10 protein-coding genes and 1 pseudogene are annotated in these 16,974 nt (G+C 35.4%); all 11 read right to left on the bottom strand.

Translation table 11 applies throughout. From position 1 onward, the window contains the following. Positions 1-14: 14 nt before the first annotated feature. On the bottom strand, positions 15-1,397 hold the full coding sequence (locus ABWU73_RS05790; protein ID WP_264329798.1) for a PleD family two-component system response regulator: 1,383 nt from the start codon (positions 1,395-1,397) through the stop codon (positions 15-17). Further along, the gene (locus tag ABWU73_RS05785; protein WP_038250226.1) at positions 1,369-1,665 is read right to left on the bottom strand and encodes a hypothetical protein; all 297 of its coding nucleotides are present in this window, start codon (positions 1,663-1,665) and stop codon (positions 1,369-1,371) included. Before ABWU73_RS05785 ends, ABWU73_RS05790 begins: the two co-directional genes overlap by 29 nt. A gap of 4 nt (positions 1,666-1,669) precedes the next feature. Next, positions 1,670-6,412, bottom strand: a complete 4,743-nt coding sequence (locus ABWU73_RS05780) for an NAD-glutamate dehydrogenase (RefSeq protein ID WP_341810198.1) — start codon at positions 6,410-6,412, stop codon at positions 1,670-1,672. A 27-nt stretch (positions 6,413-6,439) separates the two neighbouring features. Continuing rightward, positions 6,440-9,001, bottom strand: coding sequence for an ATP-dependent chaperone ClpB (gene clpB / locus ABWU73_RS05775; RefSeq protein WP_209473398.1), 2,562 nt, complete (start codon positions 8,999-9,001; stop codon positions 6,440-6,442). 388 nt (positions 9,002-9,389) lie between these two features. Next, on the bottom strand, positions 9,390-9,533 hold the full coding sequence (locus ABWU73_RS05770; RefSeq protein WP_173862872.1) for a hypothetical protein: 144 nt from the start codon (positions 9,531-9,533) through the stop codon (positions 9,390-9,392). Between the two features lie 437 nt (positions 9,534-9,970). Beyond that, a pseudogene (locus ABWU73_RS05765) lies at positions 9,971-10,216 on the bottom strand (PD-(D/E)XK nuclease family transposase); the annotation flags it as partial. 62 nt (positions 10,217-10,278) lie between these two features. Further along, positions 10,279-12,108, bottom strand: a complete 1,830-nt coding sequence (typA, locus tag ABWU73_RS05760; protein ID WP_010962447.1) for a translational GTPase TypA — start codon at positions 12,106-12,108, stop codon at positions 10,279-10,281. A 105-nt stretch (positions 12,109-12,213) separates the two neighbouring features. Further along, on the bottom strand, positions 12,214-12,810 hold the full coding sequence (pyrE, locus tag ABWU73_RS05755) for an orotate phosphoribosyltransferase (RefSeq protein WP_006279657.1): 597 nt from the start codon (positions 12,808-12,810) through the stop codon (positions 12,214-12,216). Positions 12,811-12,813: 3 nt separating this feature from the next. Continuing rightward, positions 12,814-13,998: a dicarboxylate/amino acid:cation symporter gene (locus ABWU73_RS05750; protein ID WP_010082165.1), complete on the bottom strand. Its 1,185-nt coding sequence runs from the start codon at positions 13,996-13,998 to the stop codon at positions 12,814-12,816. A gap of 198 nt (positions 13,999-14,196) precedes the next feature. Next, positions 14,197-15,522, bottom strand: coding sequence for a dihydroorotase (locus ABWU73_RS05745; RefSeq protein ID WP_022626228.1), 1,326 nt, complete (start codon positions 15,520-15,522; stop codon positions 14,197-14,199). Between the two features lie 122 nt (positions 15,523-15,644). Next, a complete protein-coding gene (locus ABWU73_RS05740) occupies positions 15,645-16,886 on the bottom strand; it encodes a hypothetical protein (protein ID WP_341810197.1) in 1,242 nt (413 codons plus the stop codon). Positions 16,887-16,974 lie beyond the last annotated feature (88 nt).

Raw genomic sequence — 16,974 nt, 5'->3', positions numbered from 1 at the left:
AAACTTAAGCCACTTTAGCTATAGCCAGTAACCACTCTATTTCTACCACTGTTTTTTGCTTTATATAAATATTTGTCGGCACGTACTATAAATTTTTTAATATCATCAAAGTCAGATCCTTGCATTTCTGCAATTCCAATGCTCACAGTTACATTATGGGTTGTATTTTTATCCGCAAGTACAAAAGGTTCTTTAGCAATAATTTTTCGTATTCTCTCCGCAATAGTATACGCATCTGATACATTGGTATCTGGCATTACAACAACAAACTCCTCACCACCAAACCTAGCTAGTAAATCTGTCACTCTGATATTTTCAGAAATTCTTTTCTGTATTTGCTTTAAAAGTTCATCTCCAGCACTATGCCCAAAACTGTCATTCACTATCTTAAAATAGTCTATATCAAGTATCATAAGAGACAACCTTCTATCCTTTTCCACAGAGTCCTTAACAATGTTTCTTAAGTGTGCATCAAAATATCTTCTATTATAACAGTTAGTTAATGGGTCCTTTATAGACATTTCCGCATTATTAAATAAATTCATTCTCAAGGCATCTTGATATCTTTTGCGTTTTACTTGCGAATTAACCCTTGCTATTAGCTCACCCTCATCCAAAGGTACTGTTAAATAATCATTAGCACCTACATCAAGTGCTTTTACTAAATTGTTTTTATCATAATCCTCAGAAAGAATTAGAATTGGTGTATAACGTGTTTCCACCTTACTACGAAACTCAGAACACAAACGCAAGCCGTCAGTTTTTGAAAATTGCATATCAGAAATGATCAGGTCGTAACCATTCTCAATACCAACCTTCAATGCTTCCATTGGATCACTCAGTATTTTAATTGACCTAAAGCGTTGCTTTAATATATTATATATCTGCTCTGCTTGATGAACATCCTCATCTATAACAAGTATGTTAGCATCAAAAATCTGATTGGAATAATCCATAATACTGTTTCCTGCGACTCCACCAATCTCAGCGTTAGTTTCTCCTCTCAAACGCAATTCATCAATAATCATCTTTAAGCGTGTGAGAGACTTAATTCGTGCAGATAAAGCAGTTTCGTTTATTGGTTTAGTCAGAAAATCATCCGCGCCAGCATTAATACCTTGCACTCTATCATGAGTATCATGCAGCGCAGTTACCATAATTATTGGAATATGGGTTGTCAAGGGATCACTCTTTAGCTCCTTACAAACTTGAAAGCCATTCATCTTTGGCATCATGATATCAAGTAATATAATATCGGGCTGCTGCTTTGCTACTAAATCTATAGCTTCTTCACCATCATGAGCTACGATAACCGTATAGTACTCTGCTTTTAGTCGAGCTTCTAAAAGCTTGACATTAGATAGTACATCATCTACTACCAGAATCTTTGCTGTCATTATCTTTAGATGTATTATCTATATCATAAGTAGGATAAAGCTTACCATTTTTACCAATTATGTAATTTACTTTCTCAGCATTACATTCTTTATATAAGTCTTCAACTCCTGCGTCTTTCAATAACCTCCTAGCTTTTGATTTTATAATCATAAGATACTTATACACATTCCTAATAAGATCAATAAATACAGGCACCTTATTTTTATCAAGAACAATTATGCTCACTAAAGCTACAACTAAAATTTCTGAAAGACCTATATTGAACATTTTCCTATGAAGCAAGTACTTTAATCCTTTTGATTATAAATATTAATTTGCTTAAATCAAGTTTAGAAGCAACCATCTCATCTAAAAAACTATTATAACGTTCTATGTAGTCCTTATCATTACAAGCCCAGGTTTGAACCTTATCTTCAGGGTTATCAGTAGCTTTTATGACTTTAACAGCTAGCTTGTGATGGTAATTGCTTAAATTGTCCAATAAATCATTAACTAAGCTGCGATCCCAATAAGAAGAGCGGCTTTTCATCTTGATGGCAATTGTTCTAATCAGATCGAATCTTAACAGTGACTTTAACTCAAAGTATATTTTACCAGCATCAAGAATGGACAAAGATGTCTGTTCAGCAACAGATATAATGTCCAGTGCATAAGCAAGAACGCATAGATCAGCAACTTTTTTTGCTAGATCTTTATTTATATTAAGTTCTACTAAAGAAGTTGATCCATGGCTATAGATCTTTAATAGGTGTTCATCTAAAACATCAGTTAAGTTCTGGCCTAAAGTTTCAATTGCATCTTTAAATTTTGTAACATCATCCAATTCTACAAAGCTAAGCTTGCCAAGATTTTTCACTAGCCAAAATGATACTCTGCCAATAAATTTCTGCACGTTCCTCACTATTTGTAAGTATGAGTTAACATCAATTTTTCCATCCAATTCATCAATTTTCTGCCACAGGCTGTTTAAATCATACAGGTGGTTAACAACAATATATATGTTAACCGCTTCTTGTATCTTAATTCCAGTGTTCTCAGCCAAATTATTGATGAATATACAGCCCATTCTATTCACTACATCATTTGCAATGCAAGTAGAGATAATTTCTCTACGAAGTTGGTGTTTTAATATGAAATCCTTAAACTTTGTTACCATCTTTTTAGGAAAATAACCTAGCAAGTAGTCATGAGATATAAGATCTTTTTCAGACAGATCGGAATGTATAATTTCATTTTTTATTGCTGTTCTAGCATAAGACATTAGAACAGAGAGCTGAGGAGAACTGAAACCTTCTGCACCAGTTAACATCCTTGCTATCTCTTCTTCAGTTGGAAGAAATTCTACGCTTCGGTTTAACAGCCCAGATTTTTCTAAACTGAGCAGTAACCTGTGGTGCTGCTCCAATCTCTCTTTAGCTTGCAAACACTCAAGAAGTAATGCTTTTGTTTCAATTTTGTTGTGGTTCTCAAGCACTTTGGATGCAACTTCATCCACCATACTTGCCAGTATTTCATTCCTTTTTTCTAAAGAAATACCCCCTGCTTTCATAGCTGAAACAAATGCAATCTTAATGTTAACTTCAAGGTCCGAACATATCACTCCGGCTGAATTATCAACAAAATCTGCATTGATATATCCACCTTTTTCAGCATATTCTATTCTTCCAAGCTGTGTACAACCAAGATTTCCACCCTCTATAAACATAGAAGCTCTAATATCCTTACCATTTACTCTCAGCTCATCGTTTGCTTTGTCACCGACCATGCTATGATTTTCACTCTTTGCCTTAACAAACGTGCCAATTCCTCCATTCCATATGAAGTCCACTTTTGCTTTCAATAGATATCTAATCAAATCACTTGGAGGTAGCATATCTTCTGTTATATCAAAGCACTTTTTTATTTCTTGAGAAATGTTTACTTGCTTACTGCTACGCTCAAATACTCCTCCACCCTTAGAAATCAAATCTTTATTATAATCCATCCAAGTTGAAAATGGTAACTCAAAGAGACGTTTACGCTCTGTGAAACTCTTTTCTGCATCAGGGTTTGGGTCAACAAAAATATGCATATGGTTAAATGCGCCGATTAAATGTATATTTTTTGAAAGCAGCATACCATTTCCAAATAAGTCGCCAGCCATATCCCCAATTCCAATAACAGTTGCATCCTGGTAAATATCCTTATTCATTTTCCAAAAATGCCTCTGTGCTGCAATCCATGCACCTCTGGCTGTAATACCCATTTTTTTGTGATCATAACCTGCTGATCCACCAGATGCAAATGCATCGCCAAGCCAAAAATTGTATTCAGAGGCTATCTGGTTGGCATAATCAGAAAATGAAGCAGTGCCTTTATCTGCTGCAACTACCAAGTATGGATCGTCTTCATCATACCTAATCACATTCTCTGGTGGAATTATTTCACCATCAACCACGTTATCAGTAATATCAAGCATTCCTCTAATAAAACTCTTATAGCACTCAACACTTTTCTCTCTTAAAATATTCTTATCTTTATAAGCTTGCTTTATTACAAATCCACCCTTTGCACCAACAGGGACAATAACCGCATTTTTTGTCATCTGAGCTTTCATGAGCCCCAAAACTTCAGTGCGAAAATCTTCCGTCCTATCCGACCACCTTAAGCCACCACGGGCTAATTTCCCTCCTCTTAGATGTATTCCCTCAAAAAGGTTTGAATAAATATACAATTCGCGATACGGACGAGGATCAGGCAAACCATTTATTTTACTTGAGTCAAATTTTGTAGATAAATATGGTTTATCGTCTTGATAATAACTGGTCCTTAAAATAGCCATTATCAAGTTAAATATCGAGCGCAAAACGTAATCATGTGAAACATTGCTGATCTCTTTTAGAAGTTCCTCAATTTTTTCTCTGACAATGTCCGTAGTTTCTGCTCTATCAATGTCTATGTTAGGATCAAATCTTGCATGAAATAGTTGTATCAAATACTTTACTACTTTTGGATACTCTGAGACTACCTTTTGGATATATTCTGGGTTGTAGTTAAATGACGTCTGCTTTAGATAGGCACTTAGCGCTCTAATCAGAAGCACTTCCTTCCACTTGAGCCCAGCAATAATGATCAAACTATTGAAATAGTCATTTTTAATTTCCTTGCTAAACACTTTCGCAAGTGTTATTTCAAATTGCTCTTTTAGAGTAATGTTGTCTATTAATTCATCGACTCTTGACAACACAAAATGGTGTATCCATATTCCACCGTTAATTTCTATGTAATAGCCATTATGAGATAGAATTTTAGCTCCCAAATTCTTAGTAATTCTTAATATCTTCGATAATTCAAGGCCTCCATTGTTTGGAGTATAAACCTTTAATTGATAATTAAGATTATCACGAGTAAGTCTTAAATCGACCTCGCTAACTCCTTTCTTCCTCACTATCTCCAATTTTTTCATATCGTAATATGCGTCATGAGGTTCGAAACTCTCTTGATAGCTTATTGGAAATGCCTTGCAATAACGGATGAATATATCCTCAACAGTGCTAAAAGTATTATATAAATTGTCTATAAAACGATCTTCCCATTTTTCCGTAATGTTCCTTAATTTGTTTTCGATACGCAAAACTTCATCATCAGGAACACTAGCGTTTTTAGCCTTTAGCACCACGTGCAATTTCATTAAGTCATATTCGTTTATAATGTGGTGGTTATAAATATCTGAACTTTCTGCATTTATCTCATCCTTCAATATATTGCTTATCTTGAGCATTAGCCTGGAGCTAGCATAACGCATCGGTATCAGCACTATACAACTAGTAAACGCTCCCTTACTTCTTAAGCATAACTTGACTCTTGGTCTTATTGCAAGGGACATAATAGAAGTACAAATTTGAAATAATTCTTCCTCATTAGACTGGAACAATTCATCACATGAGAATACTTGTAAAATATAAATTAGAGCTTTGTTATTGTGGCCCCCGGTTACAAACCCTGCATTTTTTTCTATAACTTTAACTTTATCTCTTATTATTGGAATAGTTCTAATATCTTGGACCTCCGCTACAGAAGTAAATAGCCCGAAAAAACGCCGTTCCTTTACCACATTACCCTGGTCATCAAATTCTTTTACTCCTATACAATTCATGTATGTACGCCGATGGACTATTGAGATTAGATCTGATCTCAATATGTATAGGGAATCAAGGTTTGCAGAAGGAATCAACGTACTTTGACCTACTCTCATCAGGCCAAGGTCCTTTTTGCTGTCACAGACGAGTTTTTCATCTTTACCAGCAATATATTCTTGATAACCTAGAAATACGAAGTTATTATTCTTTAACCAAACTAGAAAATCTTTTTGCTCTTGATTTCGGTCTGGTGTCATTCCAGTGCGTGACACTGGAATCCACGTGTCCTTTTCCTGGATCCCAGCTGGGATGACAGAAAGACTTGCCTCATCAAGTTTCTTGAGCATTAAGTGCCAATCTTTCACAACGCAATTAACCGCTTTCAGCGTTTTCTGTAGAGATTCTTTTAATGTATCAACAAAGCTGTCACTTATACCTTTGATAATTACATATATGACTGACTCTTTGACTCCATTGCTTTCTTCCAAAGAGTAAATCTCGTCTATTAGGCCATCTTTTCTTTTAATGTTAATTATGCTGTTGCTGTGATAGCATATGGTTAAATCGTGCGACTTAATAGTTGCAATAACGGAGTCAACCAAAAATGGCATATCATCGTTTGTTATCTTAATCGTGGTAAAATCGCCTTCTATTCCTGGTATATCATCTATATTGCTTACTACTAACTTACTTTCATCTTTCTCTTTTTGAGAAACAAAATTGTAAGCATCGTTTACAATATATAGCAAAAACTTATCATTGGCTTTTAGGTCGCTTTTATAAACAAAACTATAAAAATACTTAATAAATTTTTTAATTTTTTCTTTATCTTGCTGATTTTCTTGATCAGCTAACTTAAATAAAGACTCAGTGTCAACATTATGATCTATACACATTTTTTTTAACAAAAATACACAGTGAACTTAAACCTTTTTAACTAAGATTTCATTATCAAGAGCGTACACTATTAGCTCATCATTTTCTACTACTTCCCCTGATAAAACTAATTTAGCTAAATTATTTTGAATACACTCTTGTATAACCCTTTTTAAGGGCCTTGCTCCATATTCAGGGTCATAGCCAGTTTGTGCTATTAGTTCTTTAGCTTCCTGCAACAAACTTATACTCAGTTTACGCTTAGCAAGTGTTTTTTGTAAATAAGAAAATTGAACATCTATAATTTTATAGATGTCATCTCTGGTTAAACTGTGGAATATAATAATTTCATCCAGCCTGTTTAAAAATTCTGGACGAAATGCTGATTTAACTATTTGCATCACTTCATTTCTTACAGAATCAACATTCCCTTTTAGCATTATCTCAGCGCCAAGGTTAGAAGTTAAAATCAGTATGGTGTTGCGAAAATCAATTAATTTACCATGACTATCAGTGAGTCTACCCTCATCCAAGATTTGCAGCAATAGATTAAATATATCTGGATTTGCTTTCTCGATTTCATCAAACAGAATAACCTGATATGGCCTTCTTCTTACCGCTTCAGTTAATCTGCCACCTTGTTCATAGCCAACATACCCTGGAGGCGCGCCAATTAGCTTTGAAACAGAATGTTTTTCCATATATTCTGACATATCAAAACGCAGAAGCGCTGATTGATCGTCAAACAGAAATTCAGCTAAGGCTTTCGCAAGTTCGGTTTTACCAACCCCGGTTGGGCCTAAGAATAAGAATGAACCAAAAGGTCGATTAGTATCTTGCACCCCAGAGCGGGAGCGCCTAACTGCATTACTTATCGCTTCTATTGCATCTTTCTGCCCTATTACTCTTCTTCCTATTTCATTCTCCATGTTAAGAAGTTTTTCCTTTTCACTGTGCATCATGTTATCAACTGGAATTCCTGTCCACTTTGAAACAATGTTTGCAATATCATCTCCAGTCACTTCTTTCTTTAAGAAACTATCAGTAACCTTTTCCTGATTTTTTAATTCATTCTCAAGCTGAGGGATCACACCATACATCAGCTCTCCTGCTTTTCCTAAATTTCCACTCCGCTGAGCCAATTCCAGCTCTTTTCTAGCGTTATCTAATTTTTCGGCTGTTTCTTGTATTCTAGCTATTTTATTCTTTTCCATCTGCCATTTGCTGTTCAAGTCAGCAAATTTGCTATTTAGGTTTTCAACCTTCTCATTTATCTTTTTTAAACGCTGTTTAGAATTTTCATCACTTTCTTTTTTTAAAGCCTCTGCTTCAATCTTTAGCTGTATAACCTTTCTCTCAAGTTCATCAATAACTTCAGGCTTGCTATCCATTTCAATTCTCACCCTACTTGCTGCTTCATCAATCAAATCAATTGCTTTATCAGGTAAAAACCTATCTGTTATATATCTATTGGACAACGTTGCAGCAGCAATTATTGCACCGTCTGTAATTCTTATACCATGATGCACCTCATATCTTTCCTTCAAACCCCTGAGTATTGAAATGGTATCAGTTTCAGTTGGTTGAGAAATAAACACAGGCTGGAAACGCCTTGCAAGCGCAGGATCTTTTTCTATATGCTGACGATATTCATCTAAAGTTGTGGCTCCTATACAGCGAATTTCTCCACGCGCAAGAGCAGGCTTCAGCAGATTCGAGGCATCCATTGCACCACTTGTTGCTCCTGCTCCAACTAAAGTATGAAGCTCATCTATAAACAAGATAACTTTTCCCTCCGCTTTCGAAAGCTCATTAATAACTGCTTTTAACCTTTCTTCAAATTCTCCTCTAAACTTTGTTCCAGCGATTAATGCACCAAGATCCAAAGCTAAGACCTTTGCATCATGCAAACCAAGTGGTACATCGTTTGCAACAATTCTATTTGCAAGCCCCTCAACTATTGCAGTTTTTCCAACACCAGGTTCACCGATCAGCACTGGATTATTTTTTGTCCGCCTCAGTGATACCTGCATAGTTCTTCTGATCTCTTCATCACGACCAATTACAGGATCAAGCTTTCCTTGCATAGCAAGCTCTGTAACATCTTTTGTATATTTCTTTGCCGCGTTTAATTTTTCCTCACTGTTTGGCGAGTCCGCACTGCTGCCCTTTCTCATTTCTGCAACAACTGAGTTCAGTTTTTGTGGAGTCACACCATTCTCTGCCAGAATTTTGCCTACAGTATCATCTTTTTGTGCAGTGAGGCCCTGCAGTAAACGCTCGACAGCAACAAATGAATCTTTATTTCTCTTTGCAATACCAATTGAATCTTCAAAAACTTTTGCTATTTCTCTTGAAAGTTGAAGGCCACCACTTCCTGGACCTTCAATTACTGGCAACTTTTTTATTGCGCTATCCACAGCATCAGAAATACTTTGCACACTTCCACCACAAGCGTTTATCAAATCCTGAACTAAACCTGATTCATCTTCAAGCATCACTTTTAGTAAATGCTCAGGCATAAAAATCTGATGCCCAGCTCCCAACGCTTTCATTTGAGCACTTTGAATTAGACTTTTTGCTTTTTCGGTAAATTTATTTAAGTCCATAACACCAGTTAAATTCGTATTTGCTGATGTATATAACAACTGATTTCATAAATTTAAACCTAAAGTTGTTTATTGTTAGGTATGAAATTTAAAACTTTCTTAAAAAAGGAACTATCATAGTAACCATACAAATATCTTGTATCTCAAGACCTTTGGTTTTTGTTGCTGAAAATGGTTGTATTATTTAAGTTATTAACAATATACAATACTAAGTTAATGTAATTTATTTGGAGATGACAGGAAAATTTATTGTAACTTTATATTTTAAATAGAATAAAGTTCTTTTGTTAGTATTGTCCTTTTTGTAAAAAATATTCCTAATTTCTTCATCATTTCTGTGGGTAAGGTCATCTGCTTCTCTACCTCAAGTGGTTAACAAAGTTTCTTGTCACGAGGGACCAAATGGAAATCTGCTCGTTTTCACGCGAATTAATGTTACAAATTCTATACATTTCGTTACAAAATGGCATTCGCTTTCTCCATTATCCTTTACCTGCATTTTCATCAGCGTTCCTTGCGGTTTGCTTGCCATATAGGCGGAAATACAGGCTTACCCTGTTCCTTCTGTCATACAACAGTGGGTTAGGTGACTTCTCTATACCGGTGATTTGCGTACATCCAGAAATGAAAAATGTCACATTACCTTTTGGTCGGAGCTTATCAGCATCTTTAGCTCTTTAATCGTTACGATACTTATGAAGCTTCACTTACGTTCACCATACCACTAAGCCTAGCTCTCCAACCACATGATGCTTGTAGTTTATGCTCCTTTCACGATTGAGCATCTTCTTTTTCAAGAGGAGGTTCATTGTCCGCATCGCTTGGCACCAACCGGTTACCCGATTCGCACTGATGCATAGACTCAGATGGCAAAACATCTGGTTTAATAAGTTTTAGAACTCTTTTAGTTTCTTTCTGAAGGAATTCCTCTCCTTTTAAACAATATGACCGAAGACTTTCAGGTCGCACCATTTCAATAATTAGCTGGGTTCCAGCAGAATCAGTACAGAAAACATCAACAATACTTTGTTTTTTAGAGGCAATCTCAGCATCCATGATAGTGCTGAGAAATTCTATTTCTTCTATTTCATCTTTGCCAGCGAAGCCCAATATATCATTGAGAAAGTGAATGAGAATATCTTTATTTTTCTCAGTGCCAAATATTCTCTTGAACGCGAAATTGTTTTTTGGATCGAGAAATTTCGAAAAGGCCATAATTAAATACAATTAGGAGACGAATAATTATACACTATTTTTCGCAAATGTTCAACCTCTGATTACTCCTTATTCTTTGCCCTTCCTGCACGCTTACGTTCATTTGGATCAAGGAATTTCTTGCGTAAACGTATAGATTTTGGAGTTACTTCCACCAATTCATCATCATCTATATACGCTATCATATCCTCCAGTGTCATTATCTTTGGTGGAGTGAGCTTTATAGCTTCATCACTACCTGAAGCTCTTACGTTTGTTAATTGCTTACCCTTTAACACATTTATCTCCAAATCATTGTCACGGCTATGCTGGCCGACAACCATGCCACAATATACCTTATCCTGTGGCTTAATAAACATAATTCCCCTGTCTTGCAAATTGAAAATTGCATATGCCACAGCCTCACCCTTATCTGTAGAAATTAAAACTCCATTGCGCCTTCCAGAAATTGGACCTCTATGTGGAGCATAACTGTGAAATAAACGGTTAATTATGCCTGTGCCACGAGAATCAGTTAAAAACTCTCCTTGATAACCGATTAATCCTCTTGATGGCACTAAAAACGTTAATCTTGTCCTGCCATTACCAGAAGGTCTCATGTCAGTTACTTCACCTTTACGGAAGCTGAGTTTTTCCATGATGATTCCACTATATTCATCATCTACATCAATTACTACTTCCTCTATAGGTTCAAGTTTTTTACCGCCTTCTTCTTTAAATAACACGCGAGGGCGTGATACCGAAAGCTCAAAACCTTCTCTCCTCATATTTTCAATTAACACTCCAAGCTGTAACTCACCACGCCCACCTACTTCAAATGCTTCACCGCTTGGTGCCAAAGTCACAGTAATTGCAACATTTGTTTCTGCTTCCGCATATAAACGATCCTTTATAGCAGTTGAAGTAAGCTTTGTACCTTCTTGCCCAGCAAAAGGTGAATCATTAACGCTCAGAGTAATCGCCATTGTTGGCGGATCAACTGGAGTTGAGCTTACTGCAGTTGTAACTTCTGGTGCTGCTATAGTATCTGAAACCGAAGCTTCCTCAAGTCCTGCAATTGCAATTATGTCTCCCGCCACAGCTTGTTCTACTGGAATGCGTTTCAAGCCAGAAAATGAGAGCAACTTAGTTAATCTTCCTCGTTCAATTACTTTGCCATCGAGGTCAAGCACCTTAAGATCTGAATTGACTTTTGCAATGCCCTGATAAACCTTTCCTGTCAATATTCTGCCAAGAAACTTATCAGACTCAAGTAGAGTGACCAACATAGCAAAAGGTGCATTTTGATTATAAACAGAAGGTTTTATATAATCTATAACCGTTGAAAATAATGGGCTTAAATCTTTTCTTTCATCAGAAAGCTCCTTAGCACACCAGCCATTTCTACCTGAAGCATACAACACTGGAAAATCTAGCTGCTCGTTGGTTGCATCAAGGTTAAAAAATAACTCATATATTTCATTTAATACTTCATCAATTCTGCTATCTGGTCGGTCGACCTTATTGATTATCACAATTGGCTTCAAATTTGCTTTTAGTGCTTTTGAGAGCACAAATTTTGTTTGTGGCATGGGACCTTCTGCAGCGTCAACCAGCAGCAACACACCATCTGCCATGCACAATACCCTTTCCACTTCCCCACCAAAGTCCGCGTGCCCTGGCGTGTCAATAATATTGATCTTTTCATCGCCCCACATTATTGATGTACATTTTGCAAGTATTGTAATTCCGCGTTCACGCTCTTGATCACCACTATCCATCACTCGTTCTTGAACTTCTTGATTCTCGCGGAATGTGCCACTTTGTTTTAACATGTTATCAAGTAAAGTAGTTTTACCGTGGTCAACGTGTGCGATTATTGCTATATTTCGGATCGATTTAAATTCGTTCATTTTCTATCATTTCAAAATTAATTTAGTAATAAGTATACATAAAATACACTTGGAGTAAATAACTAAAGCTGTGTATAAATGCTGTGTTTCCAAGATATTATAGGATTACTTTGTTAAATATTCCCTACTCCCAGGTTTTGTTATGGGTAGTTGTTTTAATTCACTTGGAAGTTCTTCCTCGCTGTAGTTTTTGATGTTCAGTTCAATCAAAGATATGACAGGAAAAGGCAGTTTCGTTTCACTATTTCTCTTTATCAAAGAAGCTTCAGCAACAACTTTACCTCCTTCCCCTTCTGCACATTCCACTGCTTCAAGTGAAGATTTACCTGTGGTTATTACATCTTCAATGAGCAATATTTTCTCACCCTTTTTGATCTTAAATCCACGGCGTAATTCAAACTTACCATTAACGCGCTCGCAAAACATTGTCTTTATTCCAAGCTGCCTACCAATCTCATAACCCACAATTATTCCACCAATTGCAGGAGATAATATTAAATCTATGGAGCTATTTAATTCTTTTTTTATTTTATCTGCTAATAATGCGCAAACTTTCATGGCTCTGCTTGGATTTTCAAAAATCTTCGCACACTGTATGTATGTGTCACTATGCAGCCCGGATGATAAAACAAAATGCCCATGCAAAATTGCTTCTGCTTCTTTAAATTCTTTTATTATTAGGTTATTTTCGTCTAATATCATTTTTTAAGTTTCACTATTACATTCTTTATTAATTATCTGAGTGATACAAACATCAGACCACACATTTATTGCAGTTTCAAACATATCGATGATTGTATAAATAGGCAAAATCAGTCCCATAATATGCAGAGGAACATTCATCGACATGAGATAACTGGTTGCCATAAAATAGCACCCCATCGGCACTCCAGCGTTACCAATTGCAGCCCCTGTAGCTAAAAAAATCCATATCAACATTTCGCTTAAGGAAAATACGTATCCGTTCATTTCTGCAACAAACATTACAGTGATTAGTATAAATGCAGCACATGCATTCATGTTAATTGTTGTGCATATTGGTAAAATAAAAGACGATAATTTCTTTGGCACCTTTAGCTTGTTCTGCACACATTCTATAGTTGTTGGCAATGTTGCACTGGATGATTTAGAAAAAAACGCAAGTGTGAGTGCTGGCATAACCCCTTTCAGCGTTTGAATTGGTGATATGCCTTTATACCACATAAATAGCGGTAAAATCAGAAATGCCTGCACAAAATTTGCAGACATTATGCAAACAAAATACCATAAAAGATTGTAGAACTCACTACCGCCTTTTAATTCATGCAAAAAACATGTAATAAAAGACCAAACAGCAAGCGGAATAAATTTTAATAACCCTTGAGCAATTTTAAGTAGCGTATCAAAAAGTGCAGAGAATACTTGATATAATATATCCTGCTTTTCTTTTGAAAGTGAAACAATAGCTCCACCCATCAAAAAAGCGATTAATATGCTACCAATCATATTATTTTCAAGAAAAACTTGCACAAAATTAGAAGGAATGAGTGATTTTAAATATGAAAAATAACTGTGGTTATTGCTGTTAATACTCCCTATTGTATTACTTATGAAATTTTTTCTTGCTGGATCTATTAACAAATAAAACGATAATGCAACAAACGCAGCTATAATAGTTGTAAGCAGAGTATAAAATAGTGTTTTCTTAACTAAGACTTTGATTTCAATTGAGTCTTTGAGCCCGGAAATTGTGGAAACTATGGATAAAAAAACCAGAGGTAAGCTTATTAATTTGAGCAAGCTGATAAAGATATCACTAAATAGCTTTGCTATTTCAAATATGATTTCATTGTTTAGGTAGTAAGCAACTATTGCAAGCAGTATAGAAAAAAGTATTGCAAACTTGTGCATTGAAAATAAAACTTCAAAGTAACATTATACAATAATTTTGCTGTTTTGGAATCAGATTGATAGACAAAATAACTTTACAGATTAGGGAAAGATAAGAGGATGTGTTTATTCGGAGACAGTGTAAGATTTCTTAATTTAAATTTAGGTGCACTTAGCCCATTCTGGTGATAACAAATTGGAATAGATAAGATATGATAACTAACTCTTCTGCGAGTATATAGTTTTGCCGGACACAACAGTACGTACTACGTGTCCTTTTACTTTGCGACCATCGAAAGGAGAATTCTTTGATTTACTAGCAAAGTTGTCAGTTTTAATTTCCCATTCATGATTGAGGTCAACTAAAATTAAGTCTGCAGCAAGGTTTTTTTGTATACGACCACGTGGTATGTGTATTATATCTGCAGGCTTATATGTCAATTTTGCAAGCACATCAAGTAGACCCATTTGCCCACTGTGATAGAGTTCAAGTGAAAGGGGCAGCATTGTTTCAAGACCAACAATACCAAATGCAGCATTTTCAAGTGGTAGATCTTTAGAACTACGATCATGCGGAGCGTGATCAGTTGCAATGCAATCAATCACACCTGTCTTTAAACCTTCAACCATAGCTAAACGATCTTCTTCAGTGCGAAGCGGCGGATTCATTTTTGCAATTGCTCCATGTTGTTTTACTATATCTTCAGTCAAAGTGAAGTGATGAGGGGTTACTTCGCACGTAACATTTAATCCCAAATCTTTTGCACGTTTAATAGCATCAAGTGAATCTTTTGAAGAGACATGTAGAATATGGTAGTGCACATTTTCCATATCCTTCATTAGCAGTATATCACGATTTACCATAACCGATTCTGACGCACTCAAGATCCCCTTTACTCCCAATTCTTCAGAAATTTTACCTTCGTTGATTGCGCCACCAGCAGATAAATTTAAATCTTCTGCATGTTGAGCAATAGGAACATTCAGCATACTTGAATAAAGCAGCGCCTGTCTCATAATCATTGGGTTCATAACTGGCATGCCATCATCGGTGAACCCAACCGCACCTGCTTCCTTTAAAAGTGCCATTTCAGTCAGGTGTTCTTCCGAAGTGGTGATTTTAGCGTAAAATTCAACGTTTACATGTGAAGTTTCAAGTGCTCTATATTTCAAATATTTAGCCAAAATAACGCTATCAATTGCTGGAACAGTGTTTGGCTGACAAACTACAGTTGTAACTCCCCCCGCAGCTGCAGATTTGCTGCCTGTATATATAGTTTCTTTATGTTCCTGGCCTGGTTCACGAAAATGTACGTGAATGTCAATAAGGCCTGGCATTAGAACAAGCCCTTTACAGTCTATTGTTTCATCAACTCCACTTGTTGAAAATAATGATTCACCAAAGTCAACAATTTTATCCCCTTCAGTCAATAATGAACCTTTTATATCAAGTTTAGTTTCCGGGTCGATAATACGAGCATTAGTATACGCAATTTTATAGCCTTCCTTTTGCCCTGTTTGCAACAAATCCCAAGTTTGAGTCATTATATTTGAGTATCGATTATAAAATAAATCTAAAGTTTTTTTAATAAAACACAACCAAATTAAAACACAGACTAAGAGCTGTCTTGAATTAAAGTGCTTTCATTATCCTAAAGATTTGGTTCTTATAACCTAGTTAGCTCAGTTTTAACGTTAATGTGTGAAGCTCTGAGTTCTGTTGAAGGATTTTCCAGCTGAATATCTAGCTCATTCTGTATGTTCGATAAACAAATTAAAGCTGAATCAAAAATTTCATCACACTGCTTTGCTTCATGTATATCATCAATTATTTCCTCGAATTCTTCCACATCATCCATTTCTTGCGGCGCACTTTTTAATATCGCTTTTATTTGGTTTAAGTTTTGACGAATTTTCTCCTGATATCCAACAATTTTCTCTTGATATATATCAATCATTTTTTGACATGCGTTGCCTCTAAATGGATGTTCTTTTTTCTCTTTTATGTAAGAATTTTGAAAGTCTTTACAGTTAAGGATTGCTTCTCTATGTTTTTTTATGTCATTAATTGCGCTGATTATCGACTTATCTATTTTCTTTAAATTTTCTTCCCGTTCTTCTCTTTTAATTATACTTTTGGATTCATTTTTTATCTGGTTCATTTTGTCATACAGGTTTCTGCATCCTTTGTAAGATGCCATTGGTTGTAACATTCCTTCTTTTACACCTTTATTGTAAAAATTCTTCAACTCATCACTTGATAGTATTGTTATAGCATCTTCCCTTTTACCTTGTGATTTAGGATACTTTTTATTCAATAAACTAACATGATTTAACAAGAAATCTCTAACTAGCCCTTCTTTTTTTACTTCGGATAATCTTTCTAGTGTTTCTATATATTTCAGAGTTTCCGCAAAGAGCTGTCCACCAGAGGGAGCAAATCCTTGAAGTGATTTACTCTGTGCTTTACAAAAATCGGTTTGTAAAAAATCTTCAGCTTGTTTTTTTATTACTGAAAGTTCATTAAAGGCTTTTTCTGGATTGATTTTTCTCAAAATACTAATAGCTTTTCTAATCGCTTTTTCTCTCTTTTTATTATCTTGCTTTTCATTTAATATGAGATGTTCAGTTTTGGTAAAAGCATTACCTTGATCACTCTTTGCAATGTTACAAACGATGTTTTTTACAACTTCTTCGGTTGCTGCATAATCTATTTCTTTTGCAAAGTAGTCAACAAATGATTGCCAAACTTTTTTATTAACAAGTTTACTTGTCTTATTTTCAAAATCTTCTATATCTTTGAATCCTAAAATAGTATAGAGATTTTTTTCGATTATTGGTTCGGCATGTTGTTTTGCCACTTTACCTTTTATATTGAATGGAAATTTACTAATCTTAGTTGTACCCACAATGTTACCTCAATATTAACGCTATCTATAAAAGTATAAAGATTTAATATTTAATTTTTAATTAATACTAGCACAGCTAACTACGGGA

Source organism: Wolbachia endosymbiont (group A) of Andrena helvola, assembly GCF_964028415.1.
GTDB lineage: Bacteria > Pseudomonadota > Alphaproteobacteria > Rickettsiales > Anaplasmataceae > Wolbachia > Wolbachia pipientis.
Note: the sequence above shows the minus strand (reverse complement) of the source record. Positions and strands in the feature narration are given on the sequence as shown.